General features: G+C 63.4%; 14 protein-coding genes. 6 read left to right on the forward strand and 8 right to left on the reverse strand.

Annotated elements, in window-relative coordinates:
- Positions 1 to 43 precede the first annotated feature (43 nt).
- The 4 genes from ACVC5H_RS12095 to ACVC5H_RS12110 all read left to right on the forward strand — a co-directional run bounded on the left by ACVC5H_RS12095 (position 44) and on the right by ACVC5H_RS12110 (position 4,277).
- Positions 44 to 904 (forward strand): ABC transporter ATP-binding protein, encoded by an 861-nt coding sequence (locus tag ACVC5H_RS12095; RefSeq protein WP_489622521.1) that lies wholly within the window; start codon positions 44 to 46, stop codon positions 902 to 904.
- Positions 905 to 916: 12 nt separating this feature from the next.
- Positions 917 to 2,188: a phenylacetate--CoA ligase family protein gene (locus ACVC5H_RS12100; RefSeq protein ID WP_489622522.1), complete on the forward strand. Its 1,272-nt coding sequence runs from the start codon at positions 917 to 919 to the stop codon at positions 2,186 to 2,188.
- A gap of 305 nt (positions 2,189 to 2,493) precedes the next feature.
- Entirely contained in the window at positions 2,494 to 3,768 is a 1,275-nt protein-coding gene (gene alaC / locus ACVC5H_RS12105) for an alanine transaminase (RefSeq protein WP_489622523.1), read from the forward strand.
- 89 nt (positions 3,769 to 3,857) lie between these two features.
- Positions 3,858 to 4,277 carry a YXWGXW repeat-containing protein gene (locus ACVC5H_RS12110; RefSeq protein ID WP_489622524.1) on the forward strand — a complete coding sequence of 140 codons (420 nt, stop codon included), beginning with the start codon at positions 3,858 to 3,860 and terminating at the stop codon, positions 4,275 to 4,277.
- Between the two features lie 95 nt (positions 4,278 to 4,372).
- Here ACVC5H_RS12110 and ACVC5H_RS12115 read toward each other — a convergent pair whose 3' ends face one another.
- From ACVC5H_RS12115 to ACVC5H_RS12140, 6 genes are all read right to left on the reverse strand, one after another.
- Positions 4,373 to 4,528 carry a hypothetical protein gene (locus ACVC5H_RS12115; protein ID WP_338715119.1) on the reverse strand — a complete coding sequence of 52 codons (156 nt, stop codon included), beginning with the start codon at positions 4,526 to 4,528 and terminating at the stop codon, positions 4,373 to 4,375.
- Between the two features lie 62 nt (positions 4,529 to 4,590).
- On the reverse strand, positions 4,591 to 5,709 hold the full coding sequence (locus ACVC5H_RS12120; protein WP_489622525.1) for a CE1 family esterase: 1,119 nt from the start codon (positions 5,707 to 5,709) through the stop codon (positions 4,591 to 4,593).
- A gap of 109 nt (positions 5,710 to 5,818) precedes the next feature.
- On the reverse strand, positions 5,819 to 6,526 hold the full coding sequence (locus ACVC5H_RS12125) for a glutathione S-transferase N-terminal domain-containing protein (protein ID WP_489622526.1): 708 nt from the start codon (positions 6,524 to 6,526) through the stop codon (positions 5,819 to 5,821).
- 11 nt (positions 6,527 to 6,537) lie between these two features.
- The gene (locus ACVC5H_RS12130; protein WP_489622527.1) at positions 6,538 to 9,642 is read right to left on the reverse strand and encodes a bifunctional diguanylate cyclase/phosphodiesterase; all 3,105 of its coding nucleotides are present in this window, start codon (positions 9,640 to 9,642) and stop codon (positions 6,538 to 6,540) included.
- Complete coding sequence (locus tag ACVC5H_RS12135) at positions 9,639 to 10,496, reverse strand: substrate-binding periplasmic protein (RefSeq protein ID WP_489622528.1); 858 nt, start codon at positions 10,494 to 10,496, stop codon at positions 9,639 to 9,641. Before ACVC5H_RS12135 ends, ACVC5H_RS12130 begins: the two co-directional genes overlap by 4 nt.
- 407 nt (positions 10,497 to 10,903) lie before the next feature.
- A complete protein-coding gene (locus ACVC5H_RS12140) occupies positions 10,904 to 11,689 on the reverse strand; it encodes an SDR family NAD(P)-dependent oxidoreductase (protein ID WP_489622529.1) in 786 nt (261 codons plus the stop codon).
- Positions 11,690 to 11,844: 155 nt separating this feature from the next.
- On the opposite strand from ACVC5H_RS12140, the gene ACVC5H_RS12145 reads away from it, so the two are divergent.
- Positions 11,845 to 12,768, forward strand: coding sequence for a LysR family transcriptional regulator (locus ACVC5H_RS12145; RefSeq protein ID WP_489622530.1), 924 nt, complete (start codon positions 11,845 to 11,847; stop codon positions 12,766 to 12,768).
- Positions 12,769 to 12,777: 9 nt separating this feature from the next.
- Here the strand turns inward: ACVC5H_RS12145 and ACVC5H_RS12150 are convergent, their stop codons facing one another.
- A complete protein-coding gene (locus ACVC5H_RS12150) occupies positions 12,778 to 13,668 on the reverse strand; it encodes a PhzF family phenazine biosynthesis protein (RefSeq protein ID WP_489622531.1) in 891 nt (296 codons plus the stop codon).
- A gap of 115 nt (positions 13,669 to 13,783) precedes the next feature.
- A complete protein-coding gene (locus ACVC5H_RS12155) occupies positions 13,784 to 14,704 on the reverse strand; it encodes a sensor domain-containing diguanylate cyclase (protein ID WP_489622689.1) in 921 nt (306 codons plus the stop codon).
- Between the two features lie 769 nt (positions 14,705 to 15,473).
- Between ACVC5H_RS12155 and ACVC5H_RS12160 the strand changes: the two genes are divergently transcribed.
- Positions 15,474 to 16,634, forward strand: a complete 1,161-nt coding sequence (locus ACVC5H_RS12160) for an acyl-CoA dehydrogenase family protein (RefSeq protein ID WP_489622532.1) — start codon at positions 15,474 to 15,476, stop codon at positions 16,632 to 16,634.
- Positions 16,635 to 16,648: the final 14 nt, after the last annotated feature.

Below are 16,648 nucleotides of genomic sequence, written 5' to 3' on the forward strand. Positions count from 1 at the left end.
GTCTCCCACGGCCGCCGGTGCTTTTTTGGGAATGCGAACGACCATGAATGCCACACCGATTCCGGCTGGTGCCGCCACCGCTTCCGCTGCCCCCGCAGCGGCCGCCAAGGCGCTGGCCATCAACAATATCGAAGTGATCTATGACCACGTGATCCTGGTCCTGAAGGGCGTCTCGCTGGACGTGCCCGAGGGCAAGATCGTGGCGCTCCTGGGGGCCAATGGCGCCGGCAAGAGCACGACGCTCAAGGCCATCTCCAACCTGCTGCATGCCGAGCGCGGCGACGTTACCAAGGGCAGCATCGAGTTCCGCGGTGAACGCGTGGACCGTATGACGCCCAATGATCTGGTCAGGCGCGGCGTGATCCAGGTGATGGAAGGGCGCCATTGCTTTGGCCACCTCACGGTGGAAGAAAACCTGCTGACCGGCGCCTACACGCGCGGCATCAGCCACGCCGAGGTGAAGCACGAACTGGAAAAAATTTACGAATATTTCCCGCGCCTGAAGGTGCGCCGCAAATCGCAGTCCGGCTATACCTCGGGCGGCGAGCAGCAGATGACGGCCATTGGCCGCGCCATGATGGCCAAGCCGTCGATGATCCTGCTGGACGAACCCTCGATGGGCCTGGCGCCGCAGATCGTCGAAGAGATCTTCGAGATCGTCAAGGACCTGAACAGCAAGGAGAAGGTTTCGTTCCTGCTGGCCGAGCAGAACACCATGGTGGCGCTGCGCTATGCCGACTTCGGTTACATCCTCGAAAACGGCCGTGTGGTCATGGAAGGTGCAGCCAGCGAACTGGCCGATAACGAGGATGTGAAGGAGTTCTATCTCGGTGTTTCCGGTGGCGGGCGCAAGAATTTCCGCGACATGAAATTCTACCGGCGCCGCAAGCGCTGGCTGGCGTAAGGGGAGGGCATCATGTCCGATCCCAGGCAGGTGGTGGCCGAGCTGGACGCGCTGGAACGGCGTGATCCGCAACAGCGAGAAGAGCAGTTGATGCGCGCGTTGCCACAACTGGTAGCGCGGGCCAAAGGCGCGCCGGGCTGGGCGCGCATCCTCGCCGGTGTCGAGGCGGCGGCCGTCGGTTCGCGCGCAGCGCTGGCGCAATTGCCGGTGACCCGCAAATCCGACCTGAAGGAATTGCAGACGCGTGAGAGCCCCTTCGGCGGCCTGAACACCACGCCCGCGCGGCAACTGCGGCGGCTCTTCGTCTCACCCGGTCCGATCTTCGATCCGGAAGGCCAGGGCGCCGACTGGTGGCGCTTCGCCAGCCCGATGAAGGCGCTGGGATTGCAGGCCGGGCATATCCTGCAGAACTGCTTTGCCTATCACTTCACCCCGGCCGCCTTCATGGTCGAGGGGGCAGCGGCGCGGCTGGGCTGTGCGGTGATCCCGGCCGGTATCGGCCAGACCGAATTGCAGGTCAATGCGATGGCGGCCCTGAAGCCCGATGCCTATGTGGGCACGCCCTCGTTCCTGAAGATCATCATCGAGAAGGCAGAGGAGATGGGAACGGATATCTCCAGCGTGCAGCGCGCGCTGGTCAGTGCCGAAGCGCTGCCGCCCTCGCTGCGCCACTGGTTCCATGAACATGGCGTGCCGCAGGTGCTGCAGCTGTATGCCTCGGCCGACATCGGCAACATCGCCTACGAAACCATGAGCGAGGGCGCGGTGCATCCCGGCATGGTGCTGGATGAATCGCTGATCCTGGAAATCGTGCGGCCCGGTACCGGCGATCCGGTGGCCGAGGGCGAGGTGGGGGAGGTGGTGGTGACGTCCTTCAATCCCGACTATCCGCTGATCCGCTTCGGCACGGGTGACCTGTCGGCGGTGGTGCAGGGCGCTTCTCCCTGCGGGCGCACCAATACCCGCATCAAGGGCTGGATGGGACGCGCTGACCAGACGACCAAGGTGCGCGGCATGTTCGTCCATCCTTCGCAGGTGGCCGATGTATTGCGCCGGCACGGGGATGTGCTGCGGGCGCGGCTGGTGGTCTCGGGCGAGATGGCCAATGACGTCATGACCCTGCATTGCGAAGTGGGTGATCCGGAAGATCCTGCCATCGACGTGGTTGCACTGGCCGGCAGCCTGCGCGAGGTCACCAAGCTCAGAGGCGAGGTGTTGCTGGTGGCGCCGGGCAGCCTGCCCAATGACGGGAAGGTCATCGAAGATGCGCGGAAGTACGAATAGCCATGCCGTAGACATCGCATGTACCACCCACACCCGTTCGGACTGAGTAGCGGCGCTGCCGCGTATCGAAGACGCTGCGGCGGTTGCGCCTCATGTGCGCCTTCGATACGGCCTTGGCGGGCCTGCTCAGTCCGAACGGCAGGTGGTTGAGCGGAAAATGGCAGGTAAATGAATATCGAGGTTTGGAATCAGGCTTTCAAGGCGATTTGCGCTTGTGCAGGTGAAGCTTCGCGCATAAAATCATCGGCGGAACATTGGTTCCAACGTCGCTCGGACGGTTCCGGGCGCTTACGTGAAAGACCTCCATGACGCAATCCGCCGATGCGCGCGATCCCTCGCGCACGCCTGACGTTTCTCCTTCTGCTTCTTCCTCTTCTTTCGCTGCCGACGCTTTTCCGGTCAGCTTCCCGCGCATCGAACGCCTGCCGCCCTACGTCTTCAACATCACCGCCGAACTGAAGATGGCCGCGCGCCGCCGTGGCGAAGACATCATCGACATGTCCATGGGCAATCCCGATGGCCCCACGCCGCCGCACATCGTCGAGAAGCTGGTGGAAGTGGCGCAGCGGCCCGATACCCACGGCTATTCTTCTTCCAAGGGCATTCCGCGTCTGCGCCGGGCCATTGCGCACTGGTACCGCAGCCGCTACGAGGTCGACTTCGATCCCGACAGCGAAGCCATCGTCACCATCGGTTCCAAGGAGGGCCTGGCGCACCTGATGCTGGCCACGCTCGACAAGGGCGATACCGTGCTGGTACCCAACCCCAGCTACCCCATCCACATCTATGGCGCGGTCATTGCCGGCGCCAACATCCGCTCGGTGCGCATGAGCCCGGGCGTGGATTTCTTCGACGAGCTGGAACGCGCGGTGCGCGAGAGCTATCCCAAGCCCAAGATGATGATCCTGGGCTTTCCCTCCAATCCGACGGCGCAGTGCGTGGAGCTGGAGTTCTTCGAGCGCGTGGTCAGGCTGGCGCGCGAACACCAGATCCTGGTGGTGCATGACCTGGCCTATGCCGACATCACCTTCGATGGCTGGAAGGCGCCGTCCATCATGCAGGTGCCGGGCGCGCGCGAGGTGGCGGTGGAATTTTTCACGCTCTCCAAGAGCTACAACATGGCCGGCTGGCGGATCGGCTTCATGGTCGGCAATGCGCGCCTGGTGGCCGCGCTGGCGCGCATCAAGAGCTATCACGACTATGGCAGCTTCACGCCGGTGCAGGTGGCGGCGATCGCTGCGCTGGAGGGCGACCAGGCCTGCGTGGAAGAGATCCGCGCCAATTACGAACGGCGCCGCAACGTGCTGGTCAAGGGCTTGCATGAGGCCGGCTGGATGGTCGATATTCCCAAGGCGTCGATGTACATCTGGGCGCGCATTCCCGAGCCCTATCGCCAGTTTGGCTCGCTGGAGTTCTCGCGCATCCTGCTGGAACAGGCCAAGGTCTGCGTTTCTCCCGGTATCGGCTTTGGCGACTATGGCGACGAGTATGTGCGCTTTGCCTTGATCGAGAACGAATCGCGCATCCGCCAGGCCATTCGCGGCATCAAGACCATGTTCAAGAACGCCAAGGGCGCCTGAACCGGGTACGCCGGGCTGGTGTAAAGGCCGGAACTGCATCAGCCCACAGAAGTCTTACATTAATCTTCACCCCTTGACTGTTATATATGATGAAAAAAATAATATTCGCCAGCCTGTTGGCGCTGGGTGCATCGGCGGTGGTACTGCCGGCTGCCCAGGCGCAAGTATCCGTGAACATCAATATCGGTACGCCGCCACCACCGCCGCGCGCCGAACCCTTGCCGCCGCCGCGCCATGGTTTTGTCTGGATCCCCGGTTTCTGGGATTGGGATGGTCACCGCCACTTCTGGCGCGAAGGCCACTGGGAGCGCGAGCGCCCCGGTTTCGTCTACGCCCCGCCGGTCTGGCGCCAGGGTCCGCACGGCTGGGAGCTGGATCGCGGCGGTTGGCGTGGTGGTCCGCCGCCGCGGCCGGGCCGGGATCGCGACGAAGGTCGGGACGATCATCGCGGTCCTCCGGGACATGGACGGGATTGCCCCCCGGGTCTTGAGCGCAAGGGTGAGTGCTGAACGGTTCGCCGCATAAGCTTGAATTGAAGTGATGAAACGAAACGGCCGCAACGTGAAGACGTTGCGGCCGTTTTCGTTGGTGTGCCGGACGGCAATCAGGTCTTGTCCATCAGTGCCGAGATGGCAAAGGAGACGATGCCGGCCGTGATGCAGATGACCGCCAGGCGGTAATGCGGAATCAGCTTGCCTATCCAGGGCAGCAGGAAGTACAGGACGATGGCGATCAGGATGCTGGTCAGGAGTCTTTTCATTGTCGTGGCGGGAGGTTGAACGCTGGTCGCTATGATAGGCGATTTGTGCTGCGATGGCAGCCTCAGCCGGGCGGTAATCCCTTCATGCCGGGACCCGTAGGTGCGGGGGCGGCCGGTAGTGCCGGTTTGGCCGGCGCAGTGGTAGCGGGCGCTGCGGCTGGCAGCGGGGTGGCGCCAGGCGGGAGATTATCGTCGGCTTGTTGCTCCTTGCTGCCACCCCCATGCGCATTGAAGAAGCCGATGACGGTCCGCGAAGTATCCAGGTTCTGCGACGACTTGCCGCCATTGATGATGGGCACCAGGCCGCCCGGCCAAGCATGGCCGCCGCCCTTGACTTCATAGAGCACCACGGCCTGCGGGTCGCTCTTGCTGGCGTAGGTGTACTGGCGGATGGTGGTGCCGTCGTTGGCGGTGTCGGGGATGTCGTTGACTGTCGGGCGGGGATTGGCGCCGTCGGCCTTGATGAAGGCTTCGATGCTGCGCGCCACCGACAGGCGCGGCAACTGCGAGACTTCCTGCTTGCCGATACCGCCCAGGAAGGGAATGAAGGGGTCGTCGCTGCCATGGATGTGCAGCACCGGCATGGGCGCCTTGACCGTCTCGGGCGGCACGTCCAGCACCGCGCTGACCACGGCCACCGCCCTGAACAGTTCGGGTGCTTCGGCGGCCATGCGATAGGCCATCATGCCGCCATTGGACACGCCCACCAGGTAGACGCGCTTGGGATCGGCCAGCCCATCCTTGACCAGCTTGTCGACCAGGGCGCGCAGGAAGGCGACGTCATCGACCTTGTGCATCTGTGCATAGCCGCAGCAACCGCCGGAATTCCAGGTGCGCGCGTCGATGGCCAGTCCGGTGCCGTTGGGATAGACAACCATGTAGCCGGCCGCCTCGGCCACCTCGGTGAAGCCGGTGGCACGGGCCAGCAGTGAACCGCTGGAGCCGCTGGCATGCAGCGCGATGATCAGCGGTTGCGGTTCACCGATGGCGTTGCGTTCGGAAAAATAGGCGCGCGAGAGATTGCCCACGCGGATCGTCTTCAAGGAGAGATCGACCGCGCCAGCCGGCAGGCTGGTCAGTAGCGACAGCCCGCACAGCGCAGCCAGCAGGTACTGGCGCAGGCGGCGCGGGCGAGCAGGACGGGCGCGATCAACAGCGCGCGAAGGAAAACGGTTCGTCATGGCTGGCGGAATGCGTTCGCAAAGATGGGCGCCATGTTAACGCGCAGACCACAACGGCGCAAAGTGATTTACACCCTGCGCCGCCAGCCTGTGGCTGCCGTTGAGCGGTTCAGCCGCGTGCCGGAATGTTGAGTCCGCGCACCACGGCAGGCCGTGCCACGAAGGCCTCCAGGGCGCGCGCCACATGCGGGAAGTCCTGGAAGCCGACCAGCTCGGCCGCTTCATAGAAGCCGATCAGGTTGCGGATCCACGGGAAGGTGGCGATGTCGGCAATCGAATATGCGTCGCCACCCAGCCACTGGCTCTGCGCCAGGCGCTTGTCCATCACGCCCAAGAGGCGTTTGGTTTCGTTGACGTAGCGGTCGCGCGGACGCTTGTCCTCATACTCCTTGCCGGCAAAGCGGTGGAAGAAACCCAGCTGGCCGAACATCGGGCCCACGCCGCCCATCTGGAACATCACCCACTGGATCACCTGATAGCGCGCAGCGGCATCGGCCGGCAGGAACTGGCCGGTCTTCTCGGCCAGGTACAGCAGGATGGCACCCGATTCGAACAGCGGCAGCGCTGCGCCATTGGGGCCGTTGGGATCGATGATGGCGGGGATCTTGTTGTTCGGATTGAGCGACAGGAACTCCGGCGACATCTGGTCATTGGTCTCGAAGCTGACCAGGTGCGCTTCGTAGGGCAGGCCGGTTTCTTCCAGCATGATCGAGACCTTCACGCCATTGGGCGTGGGCAGCGAGTACAGCTGGATGCGGTCGGGATGTTGCGCCGGCCATTTCTGGTTGATGGCGAAGGAAGACAGGGCGTGGGGCATGAGTCGGGCTCCTAGGCAGCGGATATGTGAAGGTCGCGGTCCTGGGTGAATTTCTCGAAGGCCTCTATCGCTACCGGCCGGCAGAAGTAATAGCCCTGGTAGGCATGACAGCCGGCATCGGCCAGGAAGGAGCGCTGGGCATCGGTTTCCACGCCCTCGGCGATCACCCCCAGCCCCAGGCTCTGGGCCAGGTTGACGATGGTCTTGGCAATCGAGGCGTCGTTGGGATCGATCAGGACATCGCGTACGAAAGACTGGTCGATTTTAAGCTGATTCAGCGGCAGCCGCTTGAGGTAGGAAAGCGAGGAGTAGCCGGTGCCGAAATCGTCCAGCGAAAACTCTACGCCATACGCCTTCAAGGCAAACATCTTCTGGATGATGTCTTCCACGTTGTCCACCAGCAGGCTTTCGGTGAGCTCCAGCTTGAGGCGGCGCGGATTGGCGCCGGTGCGTTCGATGATGTCCAGCACGGTCTGCACGAAATCATGCTCGCGCAACTGCGGCGCGCTGACGTTGACCGCGATGCTGAGCTCGGCCATGCGTGGCTGTCTGGCCCAGGCCGCCAGCTGCCTGCAGGCGGTTTCCAGTACCCAGTTGCCCAGCGGCAGGATCAGTCCGGTTTCTTCGGCCAGCGCAATGAAGTCGCCCGGCGGCACCATGCCGCGCTGCGGATGCTGCCAGCGCACCAGCACTTCGGCACCGGTCACGCGGCCGCCCTCGACCACCTGCGGCTGATAGTGCAGCAGCAACTGATCGCCCTCGATGGCCTTGCGCAGCCCGGCTTCCAGCGTGGCCCGCTCCAGCACGGCGGTCTGCATGGCCGGATCGAAGAAGCGCAGTGCATTGCGGCCGGTTTCCTTGGCCTTGTACATGGCCAGGTCGGCTTGCTTCATGAGCTCATCTACCGAGGCTGCGCGGCCCAGGAAGACGGTGGCGCCGATGCTGGCGGTGGTGCGGTATTCCACCTCGTCGAGCTGGTAGGTCGTCCCCAGCGCAGCCAGGATCTTCTCGCCGATGGCGCGGGTCTGGGTGGCGGCTTCCTGCTGGCTTTCGTTCAAGCCCTCCAGTACCACGACGAATTCGTCACCGCCCACGCGCGCCACTGTATCGTTTTCACGCACGTTGGCCAGCAGGCGCTGGGCCACCTGCTTCAACAGGGTGTCGCCCTTTTCATGGCCGATCGTATCGTTCAAGGTCTTGAAGTGGTCCAGGTCGATGAACAGCAGCGCGCCGCAGGTACGGGTGCGCGGCGAGAGCGCGATGGCCTGCTTGAGGCGGTCCAGCAGCAGCGTGCGGTTGGGCAGGCGCGTCAGGGCATCGAAGAAGGCCAGTTCACGGATGCGCTCCTCGGCCAGCTTGCGGTCGCTGATGTCGTGATGGGTGCTGACGTAGTGGGTGACCTGGTTGTCTTTGTTCTTGACCGCCGAGATGGTCAGCCATTGCGGATAGACCTCGCCATTCTTGCGGCGGTCCCAGATTTCGCCTTGCCATTTGCCAAAGCGCCGGATGCTATGGCTCATCTCCTCGAAGAAGGCCGGACCGTGGCGGTCCGAGCGCAGCAGCTTGGGATGTTTGCCGACGATTTCCTCGGCGGTGTAGCCGGTGATTTCGGTGAAGGCCTTGTTCACGCGCAGGATCTGGCTGTTGGCGTCCGTGATGAGCATGCCCTCGCGCGAATCGAAGGCCACGGCCGAGATGCGCAATTCGGCTTCGATCTGCTTGCGCTCGGTGATGTCGCGCGCACTGGTGCGAAAGCCGCTCAGGCTGCCCTGCGCGTCGGCAATCGGTGCCGAGGAGAGTGCCAGCCAGAACACCGTGCCATCCTTGCGCACGCAGCGGAATTCCACGTCCTCGCGCTTTTGTCCATCAATGCAGCGGGCCAGCTCGGCGCGGATGCGGTGCTCGTCATCGGGGTGGACGATGGTGCCGATGAAGTCCGGCATGGACAGGCATTGTTCCACCGTATAACCGGTGTAGTCGCGCACGGCGTGATTGATCCAGCGCGGACGTCCGTCCAGGCCCCACCAGACTTCCCAGTTGACGGTGCAGTCGGCGATGGCGCGGAATTGTTCTTCGCTGGCGCGCAGCTCGGCGGTCATCTTCTGGGCCAGGCGCACGGCACGCACCCGGCTCGACATCATCAGCCAGGCCAGCAGGGCCAGCGTGATGCTCATGCCGATGCCGGTGGCGGCGATCAGTGGCTCGGCATTGCGGCCGAACTGGGCGGTGAAGGCATCGGTGGTGCTGACCGACAAGGTCCAGTTGTGGTTGGCCAGCACCAGGTATTCGTCGGCCTGCAGGCGCGGCCGGTGCAGGGGGGCGCCGGCCAGGGGTGAGCGATAGAGCAGGGCTTGCGGTTCCTGGTTCACGCCGTCATGGAGCGAGAAGGCGATGGTGCGGCTGCTCTCGCCATAGAGGCTGGCGATCACGTCGCTCATGCGGAACACCGCGTGCACCCAGCCGATCAGACTGGCACGGCGCTCGGCGATGGTCGATTGCGGTTTGCCGCGCTCATAGAGCGGCAGGTACATCATAAAGGCCGGTGTCTCGGGGTCTTCTTCGGCCAGTGCGACCTTGCCGGAGATGGTGGCCATGCCGGAGTCGCGGGCTTTCTCCATGGCTTCGCGGCGCACCGGGTCGGACCACTGGTCATTGCCGAAGGGCAGGCGGTTGCGGCCCACATAGGGCTCGCGCAGGATGGTCGGCGCATAGGCCAGGCGAGCGCCGGACGGGCGGATCTTGTAGTCGGCCAGCCCCTGGCGCGCCATGCGCGCGAGGTGCGCCTCCAGTTGCGAAGCGGGCACCCATTCTTCGATGGAAATGGCCTGGATGCCAGAGAAGTTGGCGTCCAGGTTGAGTGCATCCACATAGTCGCGGAACTGGTTGCGGTCGATGTTGCCGGTGGCCGATACCAGGCCTTGCACCCCGTGCAGCATCTGCTCGTAGGAGGCCATACGCTGTTCGATGCGGCTGACCGTTTCGCGCAGCACCGAGGCGAACTGCGTATGGACTTCCTTGGCTGCGGCTTCGTGCTCATGGTTCCAGGCGGTCCAGGTAACGCCCAATCCTGTGGTCAGGATGATCAGGGGTAGCAGGATCTGGCGGATCCAGTTCACGGTTTGCTCTGGAATTCGACCATGGCCGCCGCCAGTTCCGGGCTGAAGTATTTGCGGAAGATGCGCAGCACCGTGCCGTCGGCCAGCATGCCGTTGACCAGCGAGCGCCATTTCTCCAGCTCGGCCGGCGGCAGTGCCCGGCGTGACATGATCAAGCCGTGCGGCACGGAAGGATCCTCGAAGCTGATGACGGTGGTGGCATCACGAATACGCTTTTCTTCCACCACCGGGTAATCGAAGGGCTCCATGATCATGCCCTGGATGCGGTTCTGCAGCAGTGCTTCGTAGAGCGGTTCCAGTCCGCCGGCCAGGCTCACGCGATTGGCGGCGGTGAGCTGGTCCACCATGCGGTTGGCGTTGTTGCTGTAGCGGAAGCTGCGGATGACGCCGAGCTGGAAGTGCTCATTGCGCGCGACGTCGGCCAACTGGCTGATGCCGGCATCCTTGCGCACCAGCAGGTAGTACTTGTTGCTGAAGTACCAGGCGAAGGCGGCGAACTTGTCGCGCTCGGGATTGGTGATGCCCGACAGGCTGAAGTCCAGCGCACCCGATTCGATCAGTTGCCAGATGCGCGCGCGCGACATCAGGCTGACGTTGACCTTGCAGCCGCTGCGGCGGATCAGCTCATCGGCGAAATCCTTGTCGATGCCAGTGTCGGTGGCGGCAGAGTAGAGCAGGCCGTGATCGTGCAGCGCCAGCGTGTAAGGACGCGAGCAATCGGGTCCGCCGGCAACGGCAGGACCGGCAGCGTGGGAAGCAGGGGAAACCAGCAGTGCGGTGAACAGTGTGGCAGCGCTCGCACAGGCACGGACTGCGCGATTGCGAAAGAGTTGACTGAAAATACTACCCCCCATGAATACGCCACCTTGCGGGCGCCAGCCTGTTGCGCGATGCCACGCTCGATGCATGCCGGTCGCCCTTCCCTGAAATCACCGTACCCTGACGGTGCCCTGACTTGTTGTTCTGTTTCGCCGCCCGTGGAGGCGGTGTGATGAGCAGTTCAGCTTCATGTGTTGCAATCGTTACGTGAACCGCCCTTCACTGGACGCGAGCGATGTTACCCGAGCAGATTCCATTGCGCAACAGAATGCGTCAGCACCTGACATGCCAGCTTGTGCAAGGCTGAACGGGGCGTGCGGGCGCGGCCCGAAAAGCGCAGATGAGATGGTCTGAAAGCCAGCGATGACGCACAAAAAAACCAGTGTTTCCCGCTTGGGAACACTGGCATCTCGTCAGGACGGGGCGGCAACCCCGGTCATTCTCAGATGAACATGCCGCCCGAGACTTCCACGCGCTGCGCGTTGATCCAGCCATTGTCCGGACGCAGCAGCGAGGCAATCGCCGCGCCGATGTCATCGGGCAAACCGGCGCGACCTAGCGCGGTCTGGCTGGCCACGAAACTGTTCAGTTCGGCGTTGTCGCGCACGCGGCCGCCGCCGAAATCGGTCTCGATGGCGCCCGGTGCCACGGTGTTGACGGCAATGCCACGCGTGCCGAATTCCTTGGCCATGTAGCGCGTCATCACTTCCACACCGCCCTTCATGGCCGCGTAGGCAGCATAGCCGGGGAGGGAGAAGCGGGCCAGTCCGCTGGAGATGTTGATGATGCGGCCACCCTCGGCCAGCAGCGGCAGCAGCGCCCGGGTCAGGAAGAACGGACCTTTCAGGTGGACCTTGAAGAGCTCATCAAAGACCGCCTCGCTGGTCTCGGCAATGCTGGCATGCATGCCCATGCCGCCATTGTTGACCAGATAGTGGAAGTGGCGGGCCTGCCACTGCCGGACCAGTTGATCGCGCACTTTTTCGGCGAAGGCCGGGAAACTCGTGCTGTCGGCCAGGTCCAGTTGCAGCGCCACGGCGGTGCCGCCCAGGGCCTCGATCTCGGATACCGTGGCCTCGGCCGCAGTGCGGTTGCCCACGTAGGTGAGGATGATGCCCACGCCCTCGCGCGCCAGGTGCAGGGCGGCGTTCTTGCCCAGGCCGCGGCTGCCGCCGGTGATCAGGGCGATGCGAGGGGAGGTGTTGGCAGAAGAAAGTTGGGTAGTCATGTTCAGGCTCCGGTTAAGTCGTCGGGAAAATGGGAAGCAAGATCGGGAGAGAAATTGCAAGACCACGGAGCCCAGTATATTGAGAAGAAAATACCTAATAAATTTCTGATTTACTATTAGACTTTTCAATATTTCATAATAATCGCGGGCTGCTCATGAACCAGTTGGATACCCTCAGAATCTTCCAGCGCGTGGCCGAACTGGCCAGCTTCAGCGGCGCGGCGCGCCAGCTCGGGCTCCCCAATGCCAGCGTCTCGCTGGCCGTCCAGCAACTGGAGCAGATGCTGGGCACGCGCCTGCTCCAGCGCACCACGCGGCGCGTGCAACTGACGGCCGATGGCGAAGCCTTCTACCGCCGCAGCCAGGATCTGCTGGATGAGTTCGAATCCTTGCGCGGCATGTTCCGCGCCGGTGGGCAGCCCTTGAGCGGCAAGCTGCGGGTGGACATGTCCAGTGCCATGGCGCGCGAGGTGGTACTGCCGGCCTTGCCGCAGTTTCTCAAGCAACATCCGCAACTGGAGATCGAATTGTCGGCCAGCGACCGCCGCGTCGACCTGGTGGCCGAAGGTTTTGATTGCGTGCTGCGCACCGGCACGCTGGATGATTCCTCGCTGGTGGCGCGGCCCATCGGCCATCTGGTCCAGATCAACTGCGCCAGCGCCGCCTACCTGAAACGGCACGGCACGCCACGCACGCTGGAGGACCTGGCGCATCACCAGCTGGTGCATTACCGCCAGGTGCTGGGCGGACGTTCACCGGGATGGGAATGGTTCGACGGCCGCCAGACCCACACCCTGCCCATGGCCGGCAGCGTCACCGTCAACAGTACGGAGACTTACTATGCGGCCTGCCAGGCCGGACTGGGCTTGATCCAGCTGCCACTGGTAGGCGCGCAGAAACGCAAGATGCTCGACGGTGGCAAGCTGGTGGAGGTGCTGCCGCAATATCGCCCGGCGCCCATGCCGATCAATCTGCTCTACGCCAGCCGGCGCCATGTGCCGGCGCGGCTGGCCGAGTTCATGGACTGGCTGCATGCGCTGATCTTCCCGCTCACGCAGGAAGGCGGGCTCAGTCGCTGAGCAGCCCGTTCAGGCCAGCAGGGTGCGTCCGACCGGATCGATGGTGACCGTGCCGCGTCCGATCTCGATGACGCGTCCGCCGACCTGGATCGTACCATCGGCACCAACCGCCAGACGCAGGCGCGATGGACGGTCCACTGCAGCACCCTGGTCGATGGCGTAGTGCGCAGGCAGGTTCGCGCCGGTAGCGATCAGCCAGCCACCGAGGTTGGCGCAGGCCGAGCCCGTGCCTGGGTCCTCGGCCACGCCGCCGCCCTGTTTGGTGAAGAAATAGCGCGCCAGCACCTGGCCCGGGGCCTCCTCATCGAAGGCGAAGACATAGGCCGTCCTGCGTCCCAGACTGCTCACCGGCCAGCGTCCCAGCAGGCCGCTGTCGGGCTGGGCGCGCCGGACCGCCGCAACCGAACGCAGGGGAATCAGGAACTGGTCGGCGCCGGTGTCAACCCACATTGGGTCGGTTGCCAGGTCGCTTTCGTCGAGCGCCAACAGGCTCGCTACCTCGGCGCGCGAGAGCGGCGAGGGTGCGGTACGCGGACCGCCAGGACAGGGTGCGGTGAAGGTCCAGACATCGCCTTCGGCATTGACCGGCACCACCCCGGCCTTGAACTCCAGACGCAGTGCGTCGCCGCAGCCGAGCAGATCACGCACTACCTGTGCGGTGCCCAGCGTGGGATGGCCGGCAAACGGCATTTCATAGCCCGTGGTGAAGATGCGCACACGGGCATCGGCTACTGCCGAGGGCAAGATGAAGGTGGTTTCCGAGAGATTGAATTGCAGCGCCAGCGCGAGCATGGTGGCGTCATCCAGGCCACGCGCGTCCTCGAACACGCACAGGGGATTGCCGCCGAAGGTCGATTCGGCAAAGACGTTGAGCAGACGGTAGGCGTAGGTGGCAGGCATGAAGGTCTCGCAGCAGGGTCAGAAAACTTTCGCCATGGCGGAAGCGGGAAGGCCGATTGTAGTCACGGCCTTCGCTACGAGACAGATACAGTTTAATCGGCGACGCCGATACAGTTCAGTCACTTACGCCGATACAGTCGCGGCCCAGTTGCTTGGCGCGGTAAAGGCGGCGGTCGGCCTGTTCCAGGAACGCGATGCGCTGGTCCATGGGCGAGGGCACGATGGTGGCTACGCCCAGGCTGATGGTGATGTGCTCCGAAATCTGCGATTTGGCGTGGGGGAGGGCGGCCTCGTTGATCAGCGTGCGGCAGCGTTGCGCCACTTGCAGGGCCGCCTTTTCATCGCATTCAGGCAGGATCAGCACGAACTCTTCACCACCATAGCGGGCAAAGAAATCGCGGCTGCGGGTGGCGCTCTGGCTGAGGATCTGCGCCACCTGCTTGAGGCATTCATCGCCGCGGATGTGGCCGTAATGGTCGTTGTACTGCTTGAAGTAATCGATGTCGAGCATGATCAGCGACAGCGGCGCACGCGTGCTGACCGCATTGGCCCATTCCACTTCCAGCGCCGAATCGAACATGCGGCGGTTGGCCACGTTGGTCAGGCCGTCGCGGTAGGACAGCGCTTCCAGTTCCTTCTGCAGTTCAATCAGGCGGGCCTCGGTCTTCTTGCGCTCGGTGATGTCGAACATGAAGCCGATCAGCGAATTCGGGCTGCCGTCAGGGTTGCGCACCACGTGCACTACATCGCGGATCCAGACGTGCTCGCCATCGCGGGTCAGCGCGCGGTAGTCGGCTTCGTGGTCGGCGCCGGCCTTGGATTGCGCGATGCAGAAGTTGACCACCGCTTCGCGGTCGTCGGCGTGGATGCGCATGGCCCAGTCGTCAGCGCTCTTCCAGCTCTCCGGGGACCAGCCCAGCAGCTGTTCGATCTGCGGGCCGATGTAGGCGAACTGCATGGTGCTCCAGTCGATCTTCCAGGGAATTGCCTTGGTCGATTCCAGCAGGGTCTTGTAGACCGCGCTATCGGGTTCCATCAGTGCTTCGGTGGGGGTGCTCATGATTCTCCGTGGCGGGCTAACTGTGTTGTTGTGTTGTTGTAGGGAAATGCTGCCTCAGCGCAGCACCCAAAATTGGCAGCAAGGATAACGCGACTTGCTTTCAGGCGGATGAAAAAAGCGCTGAAATCATTTCAGCGGATATGCCTGGCTTGCTGCAAGGCAAGCACGGAAGAGGCGCTGTATGGGCGCTGAACGCGGGCTATCGTTTTTCCTTATATCCCTATCCCCATTCGGTATTTCCGGATTCTGCCGCCGGGCGGATAGACTTCAGTCACAGCAGTTTTCGAGACGGAGATTGTTGTGTGGACCGCTACCACGGTCGATGTGTCTGGCAGTGATGCACCTTACCCGGTGCAGTGATGGCAGACGCTATCTGAGACAAAAATTTCGGAGACAAGCAGTGCCTATCCGTTCGGCAGCTGAGCCTGCCGCAGCGGCGACGCCAACCGTAGAAGGCGATCGCAACTGCGCACAGGCTGTGACCCAAGTGAGCGCTCACTGGCCGGTCCTCGACAGACACCCGGCTCTTCGGCGACAGACGGCTTGCATACCGTCATCGCACACCCTGCAAACCTTACCGGTACAGTTGCAGACACTTTCGGCTTCGGTCCGGTCGCCTGATCGGTCCTGTTCGTTTTCTTCATGGCAAGCCAATGTCGCTCTGGTGACAACTGCGCGCCCGGAATTCCATTAAGCTAAAGCCCGAGGCGGATCCAGGCCCTAAAACAACGAACAGGAGACAAGCATGGACTTTGAACTCAATGAAGACCAACTGGCCTTCCAGCAAAGCGCGCGCGACTTTGCCGCCGGCGAGATGGCGCCCTTTGCCGCCAGGTGGGACGAGGAGGCGCATTTCCCGCTGGACGTGATCGCCAAGGCCGGCGAACTGGGCTTCTGCGGTCTCTACACGCCGGAAGAGGCAGGCGGACTGGGCCTGTCGCGGCTGGATGCCACCATCGTCTTCGAAGAACTGGCGCGCGCCTGTACATCGACGGCGGCCTACCTCACCATTCACAACATGGTCAGCTGGATGGTGGCCACCTGGGGCCATGCCGAACTGAAGGAAGAGTGGTGCGAGCAACTGGCTGCTGGCCAGAAGATCGGTTCCTATTGCCTGACCGAGCCGGGCTCGGGTTCGGATGCGGCGTCGTTGAAGACCACGGCACGCCGGGTGGACGACTTCTACCTGATCAACGGTGCCAAGGCTTTCATTTCGGGTGCGGGCAGCACCGACCTGCTGGTGGTGATGGCGCGCACGGGCGGTCCCGGTGCGCGCGGCGTCTCCGCCATTGCCGTGCCGGGCGATACGCCTGGCATCAGCTATGGCAAGAAGGAAAGCAAGATGGGCTGGAACAGCCAGCCCACGCGCACCATCAGCTTCGATAACGTCAAGGTACCGGTGGGCAATCTGCTGGGCGAGGAAGGCGAGGGCTTCGTCTTCGCCATGAAGGGATTGGATGGCGGGCGCATCAACATCGCCACCTGCTCGGTGGGCGCAGCCCAGGCAGCGCTGGACGCGGCCCATGCCTACATGAAGGAACGCAAGCAGTTCGGCCGTCCGCTGGCGGACTTCCAGGCGCTGCAATTCAAGCTGGCCGACATGCAGACCGAACTGGTGGCGGCGCGCCAGATGGTGCGCCTGGCCGCCACCAAGCTGGATGCTGGTTCGCCCGAGGCGACCACCTATTGCGCCATGGCCAAGCGGCTGGCCACCGACCTGGGGTTCCGCGTCTGCAACGAGGCGCTGCAGTTGCACGGCGGCTATGGCTACATCCGCGAATATCCGCTGGAACGCTATTTCCGCGACGTGCGGGTGCACCAGATCCTGGAAGGTACCAATGAAATCATGCGCGTCATCATCTCGCGCAACCTGCTCGGCCGCGACACGCTGGACGACATCCGCTGAACCATCCCGAGCCA

The sequence above is a fragment of the Herbaspirillum sp. Her3 genome (assembly GCF_057961275.1).

Coding starts and splice junctions, on each gene's coding strand:
- ACVC5H_RS12095 (WP_489622521.1), top strand. CDS start 44: ATGAATGCCACACCGATTCCGGCTGGTGCCGCCACCGCTTCCGCTGCC.
- ACVC5H_RS12100 (WP_489622522.1), top strand. CDS start 917: ATGTCCGATCCCAGGCAGGTGGTGGCCGAGCTGGACGCGCTGGAACGG.
- alaC (WP_489622523.1), top strand. CDS start 2,494: ATGACGCAATCCGCCGATGCGCGCGATCCCTCGCGCACGCCTGACGTT.
- ACVC5H_RS12110 (WP_489622524.1), top strand. CDS start 3,858: ATGAAAAAAATAATATTCGCCAGCCTGTTGGCGCTGGGTGCATCGGCG.
- ACVC5H_RS12115 (WP_338715119.1), bottom strand. CDS start 4,528: ATGAAAAGACTCCTGACCAGCATCCTGATCGCCATCGTCCTGTACTTC.
- ACVC5H_RS12120 (WP_489622525.1), bottom strand. CDS start 5,709: ATGACGAACCGTTTTCCTTCGCGCGCTGTTGATCGCGCCCGTCCTGCT.
- ACVC5H_RS12125 (WP_489622526.1), bottom strand. CDS start 6,526: ATGCCCCACGCCCTGTCTTCCTTCGCCATCAACCAGAAATGGCCGGCG.
- ACVC5H_RS12135 (WP_489622528.1), bottom strand. CDS start 10,496: ATGGGGGGTAGTATTTTCAGTCAACTCTTTCGCAATCGCGCAGTCCGT.
- ACVC5H_RS12140 (WP_489622529.1), bottom strand. CDS start 11,689: ATGACTACCCAACTTTCTTCTGCCAACACCTCCCCTCGCATCGCCCTG.
- ACVC5H_RS12145 (WP_489622530.1), top strand. CDS start 11,845: ATGAACCAGTTGGATACCCTCAGAATCTTCCAGCGCGTGGCCGAACTG.
- ACVC5H_RS12150 (WP_489622531.1), bottom strand. CDS start 13,668: ATGCCTGCCACCTACGCCTACCGTCTGCTCAACGTCTTTGCCGAATCG.
- ACVC5H_RS12155 (WP_489622689.1), bottom strand. CDS start 14,704: ATGGAACCCGATAGCGCGGTCTACAAGACCCTGCTGGAATCGACCAAG.
- ACVC5H_RS12160 (WP_489622532.1), top strand. CDS start 15,474: ATGGACTTTGAACTCAATGAAGACCAACTGGCCTTCCAGCAAAGCGCG.